15 protein-coding genes are annotated in these 14973 nt (G+C 66.2%); 12 read left to right on the top strand and 3 right to left on the bottom strand.

All coding sequences use genetic code 11. From position 1 onward, the window contains the following. The first annotated feature begins 72 nt into the window (after positions 1 to 72). The 4 genes from KBY88_RS05025 to rlmN all read left to right on the top strand — a co-directional run bounded on the left by KBY88_RS05025 (position 73) and on the right by rlmN (position 7566). On the top strand, positions 73 to 1977 hold the full coding sequence (locus KBY88_RS05025; protein WP_254938803.1) for a DNA-directed RNA polymerase subunit gamma: 1905 nt from the start codon (positions 73 to 75) through the stop codon (positions 1975 to 1977). Positions 1978 to 2040: 63 nt separating this feature from the next. Further along, on the top strand, positions 2041 to 6159 hold the full coding sequence (locus tag KBY88_RS05020; RefSeq protein ID WP_254938802.1) for a DNA-directed RNA polymerase subunit beta': 4119 nt from the start codon (positions 2041 to 2043) through the stop codon (positions 6157 to 6159). A gap of 85 nt (positions 6160 to 6244) precedes the next feature. Next, positions 6245 to 6406, top strand: a complete 162-nt coding sequence (locus tag KBY88_RS05015; protein ID WP_396102563.1) for a CAB/ELIP/HLIP family chlorophyll-binding protein — start codon at positions 6245 to 6247, stop codon at positions 6404 to 6406. After that, positions 6397 to 7566, top strand: coding sequence for a dual-specificity RNA methyltransferase RlmN (gene rlmN / locus KBY88_RS05010; RefSeq protein WP_254938801.1), 1170 nt, complete (start codon positions 6397 to 6399; stop codon positions 7564 to 7566). The genes KBY88_RS05015 and rlmN overlap by 10 nt, the downstream gene beginning before the upstream one ends. Here the strand turns inward: rlmN and KBY88_RS05005 are convergent. Beyond that, positions 7489 to 8814, bottom strand: coding sequence for an AmpG family muropeptide MFS transporter (locus tag KBY88_RS05005; protein WP_254938800.1), 1326 nt, complete (start codon positions 8812 to 8814; stop codon positions 7489 to 7491). The genes rlmN and KBY88_RS05005 overlap by 78 nt on opposite strands. Before the next feature lie 69 nt (positions 8815 to 8883). Between KBY88_RS05005 and KBY88_RS05000 the strand changes: the two genes are divergently transcribed. The 6 genes from KBY88_RS05000 to KBY88_RS04975 all read left to right on the top strand — a co-directional run bounded on the left by KBY88_RS05000 (position 8884) and on the right by KBY88_RS04975 (position 12056). Continuing rightward, the gene (locus KBY88_RS05000; protein WP_254938799.1) at positions 8884 to 9009 is read left to right on the top strand and encodes a DUF8624 family small hydrophobic protein; all 126 of its coding nucleotides are present in this window, start codon (positions 8884 to 8886) and stop codon (positions 9007 to 9009) included. 61 nt (positions 9010 to 9070) lie between these two features. Beyond that, a complete protein-coding gene (locus KBY88_RS04995) occupies positions 9071 to 9886 on the top strand; it encodes a HEAT repeat domain-containing protein (protein ID WP_254938798.1) in 816 nt (271 codons plus the stop codon). A gap of 53 nt (positions 9887 to 9939) precedes the next feature. Then, on the top strand, positions 9940 to 10152 hold the full coding sequence (locus KBY88_RS04990; protein ID WP_254938797.1) for a DUF2997 domain-containing protein: 213 nt from the start codon (positions 9940 to 9942) through the stop codon (positions 10150 to 10152). A gap of 13 nt (positions 10153 to 10165) precedes the next feature. Continuing rightward, positions 10166 to 10558: a DUF1257 domain-containing protein gene (locus KBY88_RS04985; protein ID WP_254938796.1), complete on the top strand. Its 393-nt coding sequence runs from the start codon at positions 10166 to 10168 to the stop codon at positions 10556 to 10558. 5 nt (positions 10559 to 10563) lie between these two features. Continuing rightward, positions 10564 to 10962, top strand: a complete 399-nt coding sequence (locus KBY88_RS04980) for a ferredoxin (RefSeq protein WP_254938795.1) — start codon at positions 10564 to 10566, stop codon at positions 10960 to 10962. A 314-nt stretch (positions 10963 to 11276) separates the two neighbouring features. Beyond that, a complete protein-coding gene (locus KBY88_RS04975) occupies positions 11277 to 12056 on the top strand; it encodes an aldo-keto reductase family protein (protein WP_254938794.1) in 780 nt (259 codons plus the stop codon). On the opposite strand, the gene rsmG is transcribed toward KBY88_RS04975, so the two are convergent. Then, positions 12043 to 12825, bottom strand: coding sequence for a 16S rRNA (guanine(527)-N(7))-methyltransferase RsmG (gene rsmG / locus KBY88_RS04970; protein WP_254938793.1), 783 nt, complete (start codon positions 12823 to 12825; stop codon positions 12043 to 12045). The genes KBY88_RS04975 and rsmG overlap by 14 nt on opposite strands. 57 nt (positions 12826 to 12882) lie before the next feature. Here rsmG and KBY88_RS04965 point away from each other — a divergent pair, with 57 nt between their 5' ends. Together KBY88_RS04965 and KBY88_RS04960 are read left to right on the top strand one after the other, a co-directional pair. Next, positions 12883 to 13482: a J domain-containing protein gene (locus tag KBY88_RS04965; protein ID WP_254938792.1), complete on the top strand. Its 600-nt coding sequence runs from the start codon at positions 12883 to 12885 to the stop codon at positions 13480 to 13482. Further along, positions 13424 to 13690 (top strand): DUF3143 domain-containing protein, encoded by a 267-nt coding sequence (locus tag KBY88_RS04960; RefSeq protein ID WP_254938791.1) that lies wholly within the window; start codon positions 13424 to 13426, stop codon positions 13688 to 13690. Before KBY88_RS04965 ends, KBY88_RS04960 begins: the two co-directional genes overlap by 59 nt. Before the next feature lie 6 nt (positions 13691 to 13696). Here the strand turns inward: KBY88_RS04960 and bioA are convergent, their stop codons facing one another. Beyond that, positions 13697 to 14968 carry an adenosylmethionine--8-amino-7-oxononanoate transaminase gene (bioA, locus tag KBY88_RS04955; RefSeq protein WP_254938790.1) on the bottom strand — a complete coding sequence of 424 codons (1272 nt, stop codon included), beginning with the start codon at positions 14966 to 14968 and terminating at the stop codon, positions 13697 to 13699. Positions 14969 to 14973 lie beyond the last annotated feature (5 nt).

Below are 14973 nucleotides of genomic sequence, written 5' to 3'. Positions count from 1 at the left end.
CGATCGGGAAGCCCCCTGCGGCTTCCCCCCTCGATCCCACCCGCTTCCTCGACCCCCGCGCGCTCTCCGGCCATGACCAACAGTAATTCCCGCATCGAGAACCACTTCGATTACGTCAAGATCACGCTCGCTTCCCCAGAGCGGATCATGCAGTGGGGGCAGCGCACCCTGCCGAACGGTCAGGTGGTGGGTGAGGTGACCAAGCCGGAAACAATCAACTACCGCACCCTCAAGCCCGAAATGGACGGGCTCTTCTGCGAGAAGATCTTCGGCCCCTCCAAAGATTGGGAATGCCACTGCGGCAAGTACAAACGTGTGCGCCACCGCGGCATCGTTTGTGAACGCTGCGGCGTGGAGGTCACCGAGAGCCGGGTGCGCCGGCATCGCATGGGCTTCATCAAGTTGGCCGCCCCGGTGTCCCATGTTTGGTATCTCAAAGGGATTCCCAGCTATGTGGCGATTTTGCTCGACATGCCCCTGCGGGATGTGGAGCAGATCGTGTACTTCAACTGCTATGTGGTGCTCGAGAAGGGCGACCACAAGGACCTCACCTACAAGCAGCTCCTGACCGAAGACGAGTGGCTGGAGATCGAGGACCAGATCTACGCCGAGGATTCGGAGATCGAAAACGAGCCCGAGGTGGGCATCGGCGCTGAGGCGCTCAAGCGCCTGCTGGAGGATCTCAACCTGCCCGAGATCGCCGAGCAGCTGCGCGAGGAGATCAGCGGCAGCAAAGGTCAGAAGCGCGCCAAGCTGATCAAACGACTGCGGGTGATTGACAACTTCATCGCCACCGGCGCCAGCCCCGAGTGGATGGTGCTCGATGTGATTCCGGTGATTCCCCCCGACCTGCGCCCGATGGTGCAGCTCGATGGGGGCCGCTTCGCCACCAGCGACCTGAATGATCTTTACCGGCGGGTGATCAACCGCAACAACCGCCTGGCGCGGTTGCAGGAAATCCTCGCTCCAGAAATCATCGTCCGCAACGAAAAGCGGATGTTGCAGGAGGCCGTCGATGCCCTGATTGACAACGGTCGACGCGGCCGCACCGTTGTAGGTGCCAACAACCGCCCACTCAAGTCGCTCAGCGACATCATTGAGGGCAAGCAGGGCCGCTTCCGCCAGAACCTGCTCGGCAAGAGGGTCGACTACTCCGGTCGTTCCGTGATCGTGGTGGGACCGAAGCTCAAGATGCACCAGTGCGGTCTTCCCAAGGAGATGGCGATCGAGCTGTTCCAGCCCTTCGTGATTCACCGCCTGATCCGCCAGAACATCGTCAACAACATCAAGGCCGCCAAGAAGCTGATCCAGCGCGCCGACGACGAGGTGATGCAGGTGCTTCAGGAGGTGATCGAAGGTCACCCGATCCTGCTGAACCGGGCCCCGACCCTGCACCGCCTTGGCATCCAGGCTTTCGAGCCCAAACTTGTCGATGGCCGTGCCATCCAACTGCACCCCCTGGTCTGCCCGGCCTTCAACGCCGACTTCGACGGTGACCAGATGGCCGTCCACGTGCCCCTGGCGATTGAGGCCCAGACCGAAGCCCGCATGTTAATGCTGGCCAGCAACAACATTCTTTCCCCAGCCACCGGCGAGCCGATCATCACCCCCTCCCAGGACATGGTGCTCGGGATCTACTACCTCACGGCTGTGGATCGCAAGGAGATCAAGCCCGATTTCGGTGATCGCCGCCACACGTTTGCCAGCCTCTCAGATGTGCTCAGTGCCTTCGATGAGAAGCACCTCTCCCTTCACGATTGGATCTGGGTGCGCTTCTCCGGCGCCGTCGACGATGACGACGAGGGCGAGTCACCGATCAAGGAAGAAACCCTCAGCGATGGCACTCGCATCGAACAGTGGAAGTACCGCCGTGATCGCCTCGATGAGGACGGTGCCCTGATCAGCCGCTACCTGCTCACCACCGTTGGACGGGTCGTCATGAACAACACGATCATTTCCGCCGTGGCCGCCACCTGAGTTCTGGGCCGAACCGAACGCCCCTGTCCCTAGTCCGTCCCGCTTCCCCTTTCGCGCCCCGCCATGACCACCACCCCCGCCAAGAAGATCTCCAAGAAGGCCGCCGCCAAAGCCGCCGCTGAATTGGCGGCGGCAGCCCCGGTGCTGGGTGCCTCCGCTCCCTTGAGCAAGGAGCCGCCGCGTTTTCGAAACCGCGTGATCGACAAGAAGGCCCTGCGCAACCTGGTCGCCTGGGCCTTCAAGAACCACGGCACGGCGGCCACCGCCTCGATGGCCGATGAGCTCAAGGATCTCGGTTTCCACTACGCCACCCAGGCGGCGGTCTCGATTTCCGTCGACGACCTGCGCATTCCGAGCGACAAGCCGGCGCTGCTGCAGGAGGCCGAGGAGCAGATCACTGCAACGGAGGAGCGCTATCGCCTTGGTGAAATCACCGAGGTGGAACGTCACACCAAGGTGATCGACACCTGGACCGAAACCAACGAACGACTGGTGGAGGCCGTGCGGCGCAACTTCAACGAGAACGATCCGCTCAACTCGGTCTGGATGATGGCCAACTCCGGCGCCCGCGGGAACATGTCCCAGGTGCGCCAACTGGTCGGTATGCGCGGCCTGATGGCCAACCCCCAGGGGGAAATCATCGACCTTCCGATCCGCACCAATTTCCGAGAGGGCCTCACGGTCACCGAGTACGTCATCTCCTCCTACGGTGCCCGCAAGGGTTTGGTGGACACCGCCCTGCGCACCGCTGACTCCGGCTACCTCACCCGCCGTCTGGTGGACGTGGCACAGGATGTGATTGTGCGTGAGGACGACTGCGGCACCACCCGCTGCATCCCCATCGACGCAGACGAGCGGGGGCGTTTCTTTGCCAAGTTGGTGGGCCGCCTGGCGGCTGAGCGGGTGGTGGATGCCAACGGCGAGATCCTGGTGGAGCGGGATGGTGAGATCGATCCACCCCTCTCCCAGCGCATTGAGGCTGCGGGTGTGCGCTCGGTGAAAGTGCGCTCGCCCCTCACCTGTGAGGCGGCCCGTTCGGTCTGCCGCAAATGCTACGGCTGGGCTCTGGCCCACAACGAACTGGTTGATTTAGGGGAAGCCGTCGGGATCGTCGCGGCCCAGTCCATCGGTGAACCGGGAACCCAGCTGACCATGCGTACGTTCCACACCGGAGGTGTGTCCACGGCCGAAAGTGGCGTGGTGCGCTCCCTGGTGGAAGGCACGATCGAATTCGGCAGCAAGGGCCGCGTGCGTCCCTTCCGCACCCCCCACGGCGTGGAGGCTCAGATCGCCGAGCTCGATTTCACCCTGCAGGTGAAGCCCACCGGCAAGGGCAAGGTCCAGAAGCTGGACATCACCAGCGGCTCGATCCTGTTCGTCGCTGATGGCCAAACCCTGCCCGCCGACACGATTCTTGCCCAGATTTCCGCTGGTGCCACGACCAAAAAGAGCGTCGAGAAGGCCTCCAAGGATGTGATCTGCGACCTGGCCGGCCAGGTGCGTTATGAGGATGTGATCCAGCCCAAGGAGGTCACAGACCGCCAGGGCAACATCACCCTGAAGGCCCAGCGCCTGGGGCGCCTCTGGGTGCTGAGTGGCGATGTCTACAACCTCCCCCCCAATGCCCAACCGGTGGTGCCAGGCACCCAGCCGGTCACCACCGGCGACGTTCTCGCCGAGAGCCGCCTGGTCAGTGAGTACGGCGGCGCTGTGCGCCTGCGGGAGTCCACCGGGGATTCTCGTGAGGTGCAGATCGTCACCGCCAGCCTCACTCTCAAAGACTGCAAACTGCAGGGGGAATCCACGCACTCCGGTGAGATCTGGCACCTGGAGGGCAAAGACAGCATTCGCTACTTGCTCAAGACTCAGCCGGGCAGCAAGATCAGCGGTGGTGAGGTGATCGCCGAGCTCGCCGATGATCGTTTCCGAACCAGCACCGGTGGCCTGGTCAAGTATGCCCCTGGTCTGTCGATCAAGAAGGCGCGTTCGGCCAAGAACGGCTACGAGGTCAACAAGGGGGGCACCCTGCTGTGGATCCCCCAGGAAACCCACGAGATCAACAAGGACATCTCCCTGTTGATGATTGAGGACGGTCAGTGGATTGAGGCCGGCACCGAGGTGGTCAAGGACATCTTCAGCCAGACCGCCGGCATCGTCACGGTGACCCAGAAGAACGACATCCTGCGGGAGATCATCGTTCGCTCCGGAACGTTGCACCTGATCAGCGAGGCCAAGGTGCTCGCCCGTTACGGCGGCGACGGCAAGATGGTTAACCCAGGCGATGAGATTGCCCCGGGGCTGAAGGCTGAGGCGATCCTCTTCGTTGAGGCGGTCGACACCACCGGAGGCGGCGCTCTGCTGCTGCGGCCGGTGGAGGAATACGCCATTCCTGATGAGGCTCATCTGCCTGAACTGGGCTCCATCAAGCAGAGCGGCGGCCCCTCCCTGGGCCTCAAGGCCGTTCAGCGCCTCACCTACAAAGATGGTGAGCTGATCAAGTCAGTCGATAGCGTCGAGCTGCTGCGCACCCAGTTGATTCTCGAAACCCACGACACCACCCCCCAGATGACGGTCGATGTCGAGGCGGTGCCCGACAAGCGTGCCAAGACCATTGAGCGGTTGCAGCTGGTGATCCTCGAAACGCTGCTGGTGCGCCGCGACACTCTCTCTGATGCCAGCCACGGTTCCACCCATACCGAACTGCAGGTGGAAGACGGCATGGCCGTCAAGAGTGGTGATGTGGTGGCCACCACCCAGATCCTCTGCAAGGAAAACGGTGTGGTTCAACTGCCCGATCTGGTGGAGGGCGAACCGATCCGCCGCTTGATCGTTGAGCGTTCCGGCGACACCAAGCCCATCGATCTAGGCTCCGCCACGCCCAACGTGGTGATTGGCCAGCGGGTTGTCGACGGCGATGAACTCGCCCCCGGCGTTCTGGCCGGCCATTGCGGTGAAGTGGAGGCCATCGACGGCCACACCGTCACCCTGCGCCTTGGGCGCCCTTACATGGTCTCGCCCGACTCGGTGCTGCACGTGCGTGACGGCGAACTGGTGCAGCGCGGGGATGGCCTCGCGCTGTTGGTGTTTGAGCGTCAGAAGACGGGCGACATCGTGCAGGGTCTGCCCCGGATTGAAGAGCTGCTGGAGGCCCGCCGCCCGCGGGAATCGGCGATTCTCTGCCGGAAGCCCGGCACGGTGCAGATCAAGCTCGGCGAGGATGACGATTCCGTCACCATCTCGGTGATCGAGCAGGACGATGTGATCACGGATTACCCGATCCTGCTCGGGCGCAACGTGATGGTCAGTGATGGCCAACAGGTCACCGCCGGGGAGTTCCTGACCGATGGTCCGGTGAACCCCCATGAGCTGCTCGATTGCTACTTCGAGGATCGGCGCACCCGCAAGCCCGCCCTGGAGGCGGCCCAGGAGGCGATCTCCAAGCTCCAGTTCCGCCTGGTGCAGGAGGTGCAGAACGTCTACAAATCCCAGGGCGTCACCATTGATGACAAGCACATCGAAGTGATCGTGCGGCAGATGACCAGCAAGGTGCGCATCGAGGACGCGGGTGACACCACCCTGTTGCCCGGTGAGTTGATCGAGTTGCGTCAGGTGGAGCAGGTCAATGGCGCCATGGCGATCACTGGCGGCGCACCCTCCGAGTTCACCCCTGTGCTGCTGGGCATCACCAAGGCTTCGCTCAACACCGACAGCTTCATCTCGGCGGCCTCCTTCCAGGAGACCACCCGGGTGCTCACCGAAGCCGCGATCGAGGGCAAGAGCGACTGGCTGCGGGGACTCAAGGAGAACGTGATCATTGGTCGCCTCATCCCTGCCGGTACCGGTTTCAGTGGTTTTGAAGAGGAGTTGCGGGCCGAGGCGGGTCCCCACCCCGACATTCTCGATGAGGATCCCTCGGGCTACCGCCGTATGCAGAACCTGCGTCCGGATTACACCGTGGAGATCCCAGCGGCCCCTTCGGTGGCCTCCCAGGCGGTGCTTGATGATCCCTCCGATGAAGCCCTTGAGGCCACCCGGAGCCGCCACGGGATCGAGGCCACGGCCAGCGGCTTTGCCGCCTTTGCCCGCCCCACCGTGGAAGAGGGCCTGGAGGAGGAGCAGATCGCCGATCCCGACGCGATCGAAGGGCTCCAGGAGGAGGGGCTGCTCAGCAGCGAGGAGTGAGCCGGGGGCCTCTTCCGCACCACCCCCGGGCCGTTCGCTTCAATGGAGTGAGCGGCCCTCGCGTCGTTCGATTCCTGAACAGCCGATGATCCTGCCCGCACCGACGCGCGTTCCCCAGCGCCGCCTCCCCCGCTTCGGCTTCCACCCCCATACCGAGCGGCTCAACGGACGGCTTGCGATGCTCGGCTTCATTGCCTTGTTGGCTCTGGAGTATTGGCTTGGCCATGGGCTGTTGGCATGGCCCTGACTGGTGCTGCCTCAGCACTCGCCGAGGCGCCGCCGCCTCTGCTGGGTCTTGGGCCCGAGGCGCTTGAAGCCTGGGCACAGGCCGAAGGCCAACCAGCTTTCCGCGGTCGGCAACTGCACGATTGGATCTACGCCAAGGGGGCCCGCGACCTGGGGGGGATCACGGTGCTGCCCAAGCTCTGGCGGGAACGCCTGATCGAGCGGGAGCTGGCCCATCCAGGCGCTGGTAGCGGTCTGATCGGCCGCTCCAGGGAGTTGACGCGCAGTGTCGCCCGTGATGGCACCACCAAGTTGCTGCTCGCCACCCACGATGGCCTCAGCCTGGAAACGGTGGGCATCCCCGCCACCGACCGTCTCACGGTCTGTGTCAGCAGCCAGGTGGGCTGCCCGATGGCCTGCCGCTTCTGTGCCACCGGCAAGGGGGGGCTCCAGCGCTCATTGGCGGTGCACGAGATCGTCGATCAGGTGCTGAGCGTGCGCGAGGTGATGGGTGAGCGCCCCAGCCATGTGGTGTTCATGGGCATGGGCGAGCCGTTGCTCAACGTTGAGGCCGTGCTTGTTGCGGTTCAATCGCTCTGCCGTGATCTGGGCATGGCCCAGCGCCAGATCACGATCAGCACCGTGGGCGTGCCACGAGCCCTGCCCGAGCTGGCAGAGCGGGCCCTGGCGGTGCTGGGGCGGGCCCAGTTCACCCTGGCGGTGAGCCTTCACGCCCCTGACCAGGCCCTGCGGGAGGAACTGATTCCCACTGCTCGGGCCTATCCGATCGAGACCTTGCTGGAGGATTGCCGCCGCTACGTGGCGATCACCGGACGGCGGGTGAGCTTCGAGTACATCCTGCTGGGGGGCGTCAACGACCAGCCCCGCCACGCCGATGCCCTCGCCCAGCGGCTGCGGGGCTTCCAGAGCCATGTGAACCTGATCGCCTACAACCCGATCGAGGAGGAAGAATTCCAGCGGCCATCGCCGCAGCGGGTGCAGGCGTTCAAGGCCGTGCTTGAGCGCCGGCACGTGGCCGTGAGCGTGCGCGCCAGTCGCGGGCTCGATGCCGATGCGGCCTGCGGGCAGTTGCGGCGCCGGGCCTCAGCTGGCGTCGCGCTCGGGATCGAAGGCGCCGCGGGCCTGGCTCTCGCCCCAGGGCGTGACCACAGCCATCAGTAAAAAGGCTGGCACGGCCGCTGCCGCTGAAAGCAGGAAAAAATGCTCCCAGCTGGTGAGCTTCACCAGCAGGCCGGAAGGGGCCGCCAGCACCTTGCTGCTGACGGCATAAACGCCCGAAAAAACGGCGTACTGGGTGGCCGAGAAGCGTGGGTTGCAAAGGCTCATCAGCAAAGCAACAAATGCGGTTGCCACAAGGCCACTCGATAGGTTTTCCAGCAGCACTGCTCCAGCAACGGCTTTGAGCGACGGCGTGCCCCGGGCCACCAGCCAGTAGGCGAGGTTGCCGGCCGTGCCTGCGATGCCAAAGAGCCAAAGACTGCGGTTCATGCCTAGCCGGCCGAACAAAAAACCACCAATGACAACGCCAGCCATCGTGGCCAGCACGCCCAGTGCTGATTTGATGAGTCCGATTTCGCTTGCTGTCAGGCCCTCGGCCACCAGGAAGGGGCCGCTCATCGGGGCGAGCAGGCCATCCGGCAGGCGATACAGAAGCACAAGCGCCAGGAGCTGCACGGCCCGCCGTTTCCCCGTGCGGGCGATGAATTCGCGCACGGGGCCAATGACGGCCTGACGAAGGGTCAGCACAGGCTGCTCCAGCGGCTTCAGCTCCGGTGCCGCCAGGGTGCAGGGGATCAGGAGCAGCATCAAGGCTCCCGCTGCGACAAAGGCCAGTGGGTAACCAGCCACACCGGTGACAAGGAGGGCGCCGGATCCCAAGACCAGTGTGCCGCCGCGAAACCCAAGCGAGTTGGCTGCCGCTCCGGCGCCCCGCTCTTGCTGGGGCAGTAAATCGGTTCGATAGGCATCAATCACGATGTCCTGGGTGGCGCTGAGCACCGCCACGATCAAGGCCATCAATCCAATGGCGAAGAGGGCCCGCGGATTGGTGCTCGGTTGCAGCAGGGCGAGGCTGGCGATGGCGATCGCCAGCAGCAGCTGGAGCAGCGCGATCCAGCCCCGGCGCCGGTCGGGCCAAGGAATCGGCCAGCGATCCAGCAGTGGGGCCCAGAGAAACTTGATCGCGTAGGGCAGTCCGGCCAGGGGCAGCAAGCCGATCAGCTCCACGGCTACACCGTTGGTGGCCAGCCAGATCGGCAAAACTTCCCCCAGGCCACTATTGGGTGCGCCGCTGGCGAAGCCCAAGAGCCCCACCGCCACCAGACGCCTGCTGGCGCCGGGGCCCCTGGGTTGGTCCGGGGGGGTGAGGGGGGGGGCGTTAGATGTGGTTTCGGAGGGCGCGGGGTCCAAGGCGATCCGACGGCTGGGCGAACCCTACGGGCGCCGCATCGACCAGAATGGGGCGATCGCCAGGTCACCGTGCAATTTCTCCGTTCCACCCTGCTGCCCGCCGCGATCATGGTGCTGTTCGGCCTGGCTCTGTTTGCCGTCAGTGCCCGCATCTGGCTGCCCAGTGACATGGCCGCCCCAGCACCGCTGGCCTGAGCCAGGGCTGGGGCTGCGGGCGGCATGGGCGCTCTGACGACGGGCTTTTACGATCGTGCCCATGACGGATCCCACGCCGCCCTTTCCAATTCCACCCTTCTCGACCAGCCCCCCCGAGCTGGCGCTGGATCCTGAAGTGCTGGCCACCGAGTTGGCCAAGGAGTTGCTTGGCGATCCGCTCGATGAGATCGACGCCCTCGATCCTGACCAGATCGATGTGGCCGGCGAGTGCGACCTCGGCCTCGAGTTGCTCAAGGGTGGCCACGCCGAACGGGTTCAAGGCCTGCGGATTTTTTGCGAGCACCGTGATCCGCGGGCGACGGATGTGCTGAGGCCTCTGCTGCAGGCCAGCTGTCCGATCGAACGCATGAGCGCCGTCTATGCCCTCGGTCGCAACCCCGATGCTCGCTCGGTGGCGCCGCTGCTGGCCTTGCTTCAGAACGACAGCAATGGCTATGTGCGCAAGGCCGTGGCCTGGAGTCTGGGCAACTATCCCGATGCCCCGGTGCTGGGTCCCTTGATCCGTGCCCTGGAAGCCGATGTGGCGGCGGTGCGGCTCTGGGCCGCCAGCTCCCTGGCCGATGTGGGCGCCACAGGCCTGGCCAAGGCAGACCAGGCCGCCGCCCAGTTGCTGCTCAGCCTTCGCATCGACAGCGAACCGGTGGTTCGCAGCAACAGTGCCTGGTCCCTGGGGCGTCTCTACGCCGATCTGGTGGAGCCGCGCCAGAGGGAGTTGGTGGAGGCTCTTGTGGCGACGTTGCTGGGCGACGGAGATCCAACCGTGCGCGATGAGGCGCGGGTGGCCCTCGAGCAGCTTGAGGACCCTGTGGTGCTGGAGCGCTTGCAGACGCTCATCGAGGATGGGTTCCTGAGTTGATCCCCAAGGCGATCGGATCCGGCTAGATTTCGTGGCACCTTCCGGCACCCGGGATGGCCCAGGCCACCATTCGCTTCCGTATCCGCCCAGACGGGCGCGTCGAGGAGTTGGTTGAGGGCCTGCGCGGCTTGGGCTGCGAGCAGCTCACTGAGCGGATCGAGGCGAAGCTTGGAGTGGTGCAGCAGCGTCGCAGCACCTCTGAGGCTTACCTCCCCCAAGCTCAGCCGGTCGAGGCCCCCCAGGCCATCTCCGCCGTTATCCCTTGATCCCGTCGTTCTGATGTCGCACTTCAGCACTGTCAAGACAGAGCTTCGTGATCGCCAGGCCCTGGTGGAGGCTCTGAGAGACCTCGGCCACCACCCCACCGAGGGCCAGCGCCCCGTTCGTGGTTACCTCGGCCAGACCGTGCTTGCGGATCTGACCTTGCCCCAAGAGGAAGGCGGCGATATCGGTTTTCGCTGGAACGAGACCAGCGGCAGCTATGAATTGGTCACCGATCTCGACCTCTGGAAGCTGCAGGTGCCTGTGGAGCGCTTCCTGGCGCAGCTCACCCAGCGCTATGCTCTGCGCTCGATTCTGGCCGCCTCCACCCAGGAGGGCTTCCAGGTGAGCGAGCAGACCCAGCACAACGACGGCAGCATCGAGCTGGTGGTCACGCGCTGGGACGGCTGACCGCGGTGGCTGATCCCGCCCTGGCCTTTTCAGCGGCGGCGGCCCCACGGCCTGAGCCCACCGGCCGGGAGCCCCAGTTGGGTGGCGCCCTGCGCCAGAGAGCGGTCTGGGTGGATGAAGCGGTCTGCATCGGCTGCCGCTACTGCACCCATGTGGCTGGCAACACTTTCCTGGTTGAGCCCGACTGGGGTCGTTCCAGGGCCCTGCGCCAGGATGGGGACAGCACCGAGATCATTCAGGAGGCGATCGACACCTGCCCGGTGGACTGCATCCACTGGGTGGCCTACGAAGAACTTGATGGCCTCAACGCGCGCCTGAGCTGTCAGGAGCTCCAGCCCTTGGGGCTGCCTGCGGCCGCCCGGCTGAAACGCACCCTGCCCCGCTCCCACGTCCCGCAGCCTTGACCGTTGCCCTGGAGCTGCCCCCCCATGGCGCTTCGGCCCCGGGGAGCTGGCCATGCCCGTGTTTTCCGCCCGGAGGGCTGCACTTTCAGCAGTGCTGGAGCGATCAGTCTCCTCGGGCGACGGGCGCCGAGGGCCAGGCGAACCTGCGGACCACGCTTGGGATGGTGGTGGCCGCTGGGTTCCACCACATCGATACCGCTCGCGCCTGAGGACGTTCGGAGCTCCAGCCTGGCTGGCCCCTTCCAGCACGCCCTGAGCCGCGCAGACCCCGCGCCCTTCGAGATGGAACTCGCCATCAGCTTCAAGCACCTGGTGTGGAAAGGCTTGATCTGCTCACCCCCCATGGCCTCAACCGGCCGGAGCAGCTGGCGCAGAGCCTGATCTTTGAGGCGATTGCCACTGAGGCCATCGAGGCCATCAACGTGGCTTGGGATTTCATCCGCTGGACACAGGCCCGCACAGGCCCGTCGATCGAGGCGGCCCGCGTCCTCGACGTGGGTGTTTTCATGATCAGCCCAAGGGACAAGCGCGGCCACCTGCAGACCCCTTCTGACAGGCTTCAGGGCTGTGCACCCCCCTGCACCCGTCATTTCAACGATCTGTTCGGCCTGAGAGCCGACGCCATCGCCAGGATCAGCGTGGGGGGTGCCCGCTTGGAGACGCTCGACCATCGCCTCGAGGCGGTGGTGCTGTCGCCCCGGGCGGGCGAGCTGATGCTGCCGGATCCTGGGCTCGACTGGCCGGCCAGCTGGGAGCAGCGATTTCCCCCTGGGAAGCCACCCCCGGCGCTCTCAACCTGCCGGTGCTGCTCTGCCGGCACAACCTTCCGGAGGCCTGGGATCTGGAGGGTTTTCTCCGCGCCCGCGAAGCCCGCTCAGGCCGTGGCGGTCGGTTGGTCCCCTGGGGCCAACCCCGGGGCCCTCGATGGCGACGTGAGCGTCGCGCACCTATGGACGGTGCCTTCGGGCAGCCCCTGGGGGGGGATTCAAGTTCTGCTGCGAGCGTTGCGCCCGCGGGTCGGGGGCAGGCGGCGGCGCGGCTGGTGGCCAGCGGCAGCACGAATGAAGCGCAGGGCTGACGTCAGCCGCCGTTGATGGATCCAAGCGGATGCTTGGCAGGCACTCCAACGGCCCGGGGGTAGGTACGCGGGCAGGGGGCCATGGCCACCAGGGTGATGGCATGGCGGACGCCCCGTTCCCCTGGGAGGTCCTGGCGCTGCACCCGCTCAAGTCGTCCACTTAACGGTAGAAGAGCTCGCTCGAGGGCCTCGGCGTCGTCATGGCTCCATTGGCCTCGGTAGAGCAGTGCCCGGCCCTGGGGCCGCAGCAGGGGCAGCAAGTATTCAGCCACCACCGGCGCGGTGGCGACCGCCCTGGCCAGGGCCAGATCGAAGTGGCCGCGGCAGGCGCGCTCCTGGCCCGTACGCTCCACGCGCTCACAGCGCAGGCGCACCCGATCGGCCAGACCCAGGGCCGCCGCCATGGCCCGCACCGCCTCGGTTTTGCGACCGACGGAATCTACAAGCGTAAGGCGGGCGTTGGGCAGGGCAATCGCCACCGCCAGGCCTGGGAAGCCACCGCCGGTGCCCACGTCGATGCACTCGGGCGCGGCCTCGGGGTCGTTCAGCCGCTCCCTCAGGGGCCAGAGGCTGTCGAACACCTGGGTGACCCAGTAGTCGTCGCCCTCCACCAGCCGCGTGAGGTTGAGCCGGCCGTTCCAATGGCGCAGTTCCTGTTGCAGCTGCTGGAACAGGGTCCATTGCTGCGGATCCGGCCTCCAGCCCAGGGCCTCCCAGAGCCCAGGGTGGGGTTCGGAAGCAGGGGGAGAGGGCGTGGGTTGGGCGTTTCCGGTTTCGGCGGGCATCCGCTCGGACGGGGACGGTCGTTCTCTCTAGGATCCCCCAGACGCGGTCGTTCGCTGGTGGCTGGCGGAGATCCCACGGGCCAAACCCATTACGAGCTGCTGCAGCTGCCACCGAGCGCCACGGTGGAGGAACTGCGGCGGGCGTTTCGCCGCCTGAGCAAGCTCTATCACCCCGACACCACCAGCCTGCCGGCCGCGGAGGCCCAGGAGCACTTCCGGCTGCTCCAGGAGGCCTACGGGACCCTGAGCGATCCACTTCGGCGGCAGGCCTACGACGTCCGCCTCAGGCCCACCGCCCCTCCGCGGCCGGTGGTGATGACGGTGCTGCGCCGCGGTGAGCCGAGGCTCCAACCCGTGCGCCGTGCCCTCTCCAGTGGCGAATGGTTTGCCCTGTTGCTGCTGGGGTTGGCCCTTGCTGCCAGCCTTGTGCTGGGGGTGGGGATGGCCTGGGTGCGGGGCACGGACCTGGTGCGTCAACCAAGTTGGTGGAGCGAAGCGGCGGCCCCGGCCCCCCGGCTTGAGGTGCCAACCCTTGCCCAGCTCCTCCCTGGGGCCGCAGCGGTGCAGAGTGGATCACAGCCAGGCGTCAGCTTCGGGAATGCCGACACTCCCTACACCTCAGACGCCGCTGTACAACCACCCGCTGCCGGCGCTTGAGGCCTGGCTGCGACAGCTGGGGGGAAGCAAGCAGCGCGAGAACCCCTGCCTGTGGGATCTGCATCAGCCCCAGTGGAGTGCCCGCATCGAGCTGGAGGTCGAGGCGCTCTCCGTGCGCTGGCAGCACCAGGGCCAGACCAGCGAACGGCGCTTCCCCTACGGACTCTCGCGGGCCGATGCCGAAGCGGCGATTCTGGCTGGTCCCTAGGGTGCGTCAGAGCCCCCCCAGGGCGCGGCCGATGGCGCCATAGCAGCGCTCCAGCTGGGCGTCGTCGAGGCAGAGGGGTGGCAAGAGATAGATCACCTGACCCAGGGGCCTGAGGAACACCCCTTCGGCGAGCGCTGACCGCTGCACGGCCCGGCCGGCGGGGTTGAGGTAACCGGGCTGCTCCACCACCAGATCGATGGCGGCGATCGTGCCGACCAGGCGCGGGTACCGCACGCTGGGGTGCTGGGCCAAGGCCTCCAGGTGGGGCCGATGGCGGGCCTCGAAACCTTCGAAGCGTTCAGGGGTCGCCTCCAGCAGCGCCAGGCTGGCCAGGGCGGCGGCGCAACCGAGGGGATTGGCGGTGAAGCTGTGGCCATGGAGAAAGGTGCGCCCGCTGGCACCCACGAAGCCCGTGTGCAGCACCTCACTGGCCAGGGTGACGCCCATGGGCAGGAAGCCGCCGGTGAGCCCTTTGGACAGGGTGATTAGGTCGGGCTTAATGCCGGCCCGCTGGCTGGCGAACAAGCTGCCGGTGCGGCCGAAACCCGTGAGCACCTCATCGGCGATCAGCAGGGCTCCGGTGGCGCGCACGCGTCGTTCCACTTCCCGCAGGAAGCCCTCGCGCACCATCGCCATGCCGGCCGCCCCCTGCACCAGGGGCTCCAGGATCACCGCGGCCGTAGGGGTTTCCAGCAACTGCTCCAGGCGCTCCAAGGCCAACCGTTCCCGCTGCTCCACTCCCACGTCGCCCCACCAGGTGGCGGGCCAGGGGGCGCGGCCCACCTCAAACAGCAGCTCGTCGAAGGGAGCCGTGAACAGGGAGCGGGCCCCCAGGGCCATCGCCCCCACCGTGTCGCCGTGGTAGGCCCCCTCGAAGGCGATCAGTTGGCGTCTGGGTTCTCCCCGATTCCGCCACCACTGCCAGGCGATCTTGAGCGCCACTTCCACGGCGGTGGAGCCGTTGTCGGAGAAGAACAGACGCTCCAGGCCGCTGCGGGCGCTGAGGGCCTCGGCCAGTTGTTCCGCCGGTGGGTGGCGGAAGTTGGCGAAGATCACCTGCTCCAGCTCCCTGGCCTGGGCCGCCACGGCCGCGGCGATGGAGGGTTCGGCGTGGCCGTGCAGGGTCACCCACCAGCTGCTGATGGCGTCGATCAGCTGGCGGCCGTCGTCGAGCTCCAGCAGGGCGCCCCGGCCGCGCACCGCCCGCAGGGGTGGATCGGCGCTGGCCACCTGGGTGGTGGGGTGCCAGAGGTGGGGATGCCAGGGCTGTGTCGGCACGGGTT

The organism is Cyanobium sp. Morenito 9A2, assembly GCF_024345575.1.
Taxonomy (GTDB): domain Bacteria; phylum Cyanobacteriota; class Cyanobacteriia; order PCC-6307; family Cyanobiaceae; genus ATX-6F1.
The sequence above is the reverse complement of the archived record's forward strand: the minus strand, read 5'-3'. Positions and strand labels throughout refer to the sequence as shown.

Coding starts and splice junctions, on each gene's coding strand:
- KBY88_RS04995 (WP_254938798.1), top strand. CDS start 9,071: ATGACGGATCCCACGCCGCCCTTTCCAATTCCACCCTTCTCGACCAGC.
- rsmG (WP_254938793.1), bottom strand. CDS start 12,825: ATGCCCGCCGAAACCGGAAACGCCCAACCCACGCCCTCTCCCCCTGCT.
- KBY88_RS05020 (WP_254938802.1), top strand. CDS start 2,041: ATGACCACCACCCCCGCCAAGAAGATCTCCAAGAAGGCCGCCGCCAAA.
- KBY88_RS04960 (WP_254938791.1), top strand. CDS start 13,424: ATGCCGACACTCCCTACACCTCAGACGCCGCTGTACAACCACCCGCTG.
- KBY88_RS04985 (WP_254938796.1), top strand. CDS start 10,166: ATGTCGCACTTCAGCACTGTCAAGACAGAGCTTCGTGATCGCCAGGCC.
- KBY88_RS05015 (WP_396102563.1), top strand. CDS start 6,245: ATGATCCTGCCCGCACCGACGCGCGTTCCCCAGCGCCGCCTCCCCCGC.
- KBY88_RS05025 (WP_254938803.1), top strand. CDS start 73: ATGACCAACAGTAATTCCCGCATCGAGAACCACTTCGATTACGTCAAG.
- rlmN (WP_254938801.1), top strand. CDS start 6,397: ATGGCCCTGACTGGTGCTGCCTCAGCACTCGCCGAGGCGCCGCCGCCT.
- KBY88_RS04990 (WP_254938797.1), top strand. CDS start 9,940: ATGGCCCAGGCCACCATTCGCTTCCGTATCCGCCCAGACGGGCGCGTC.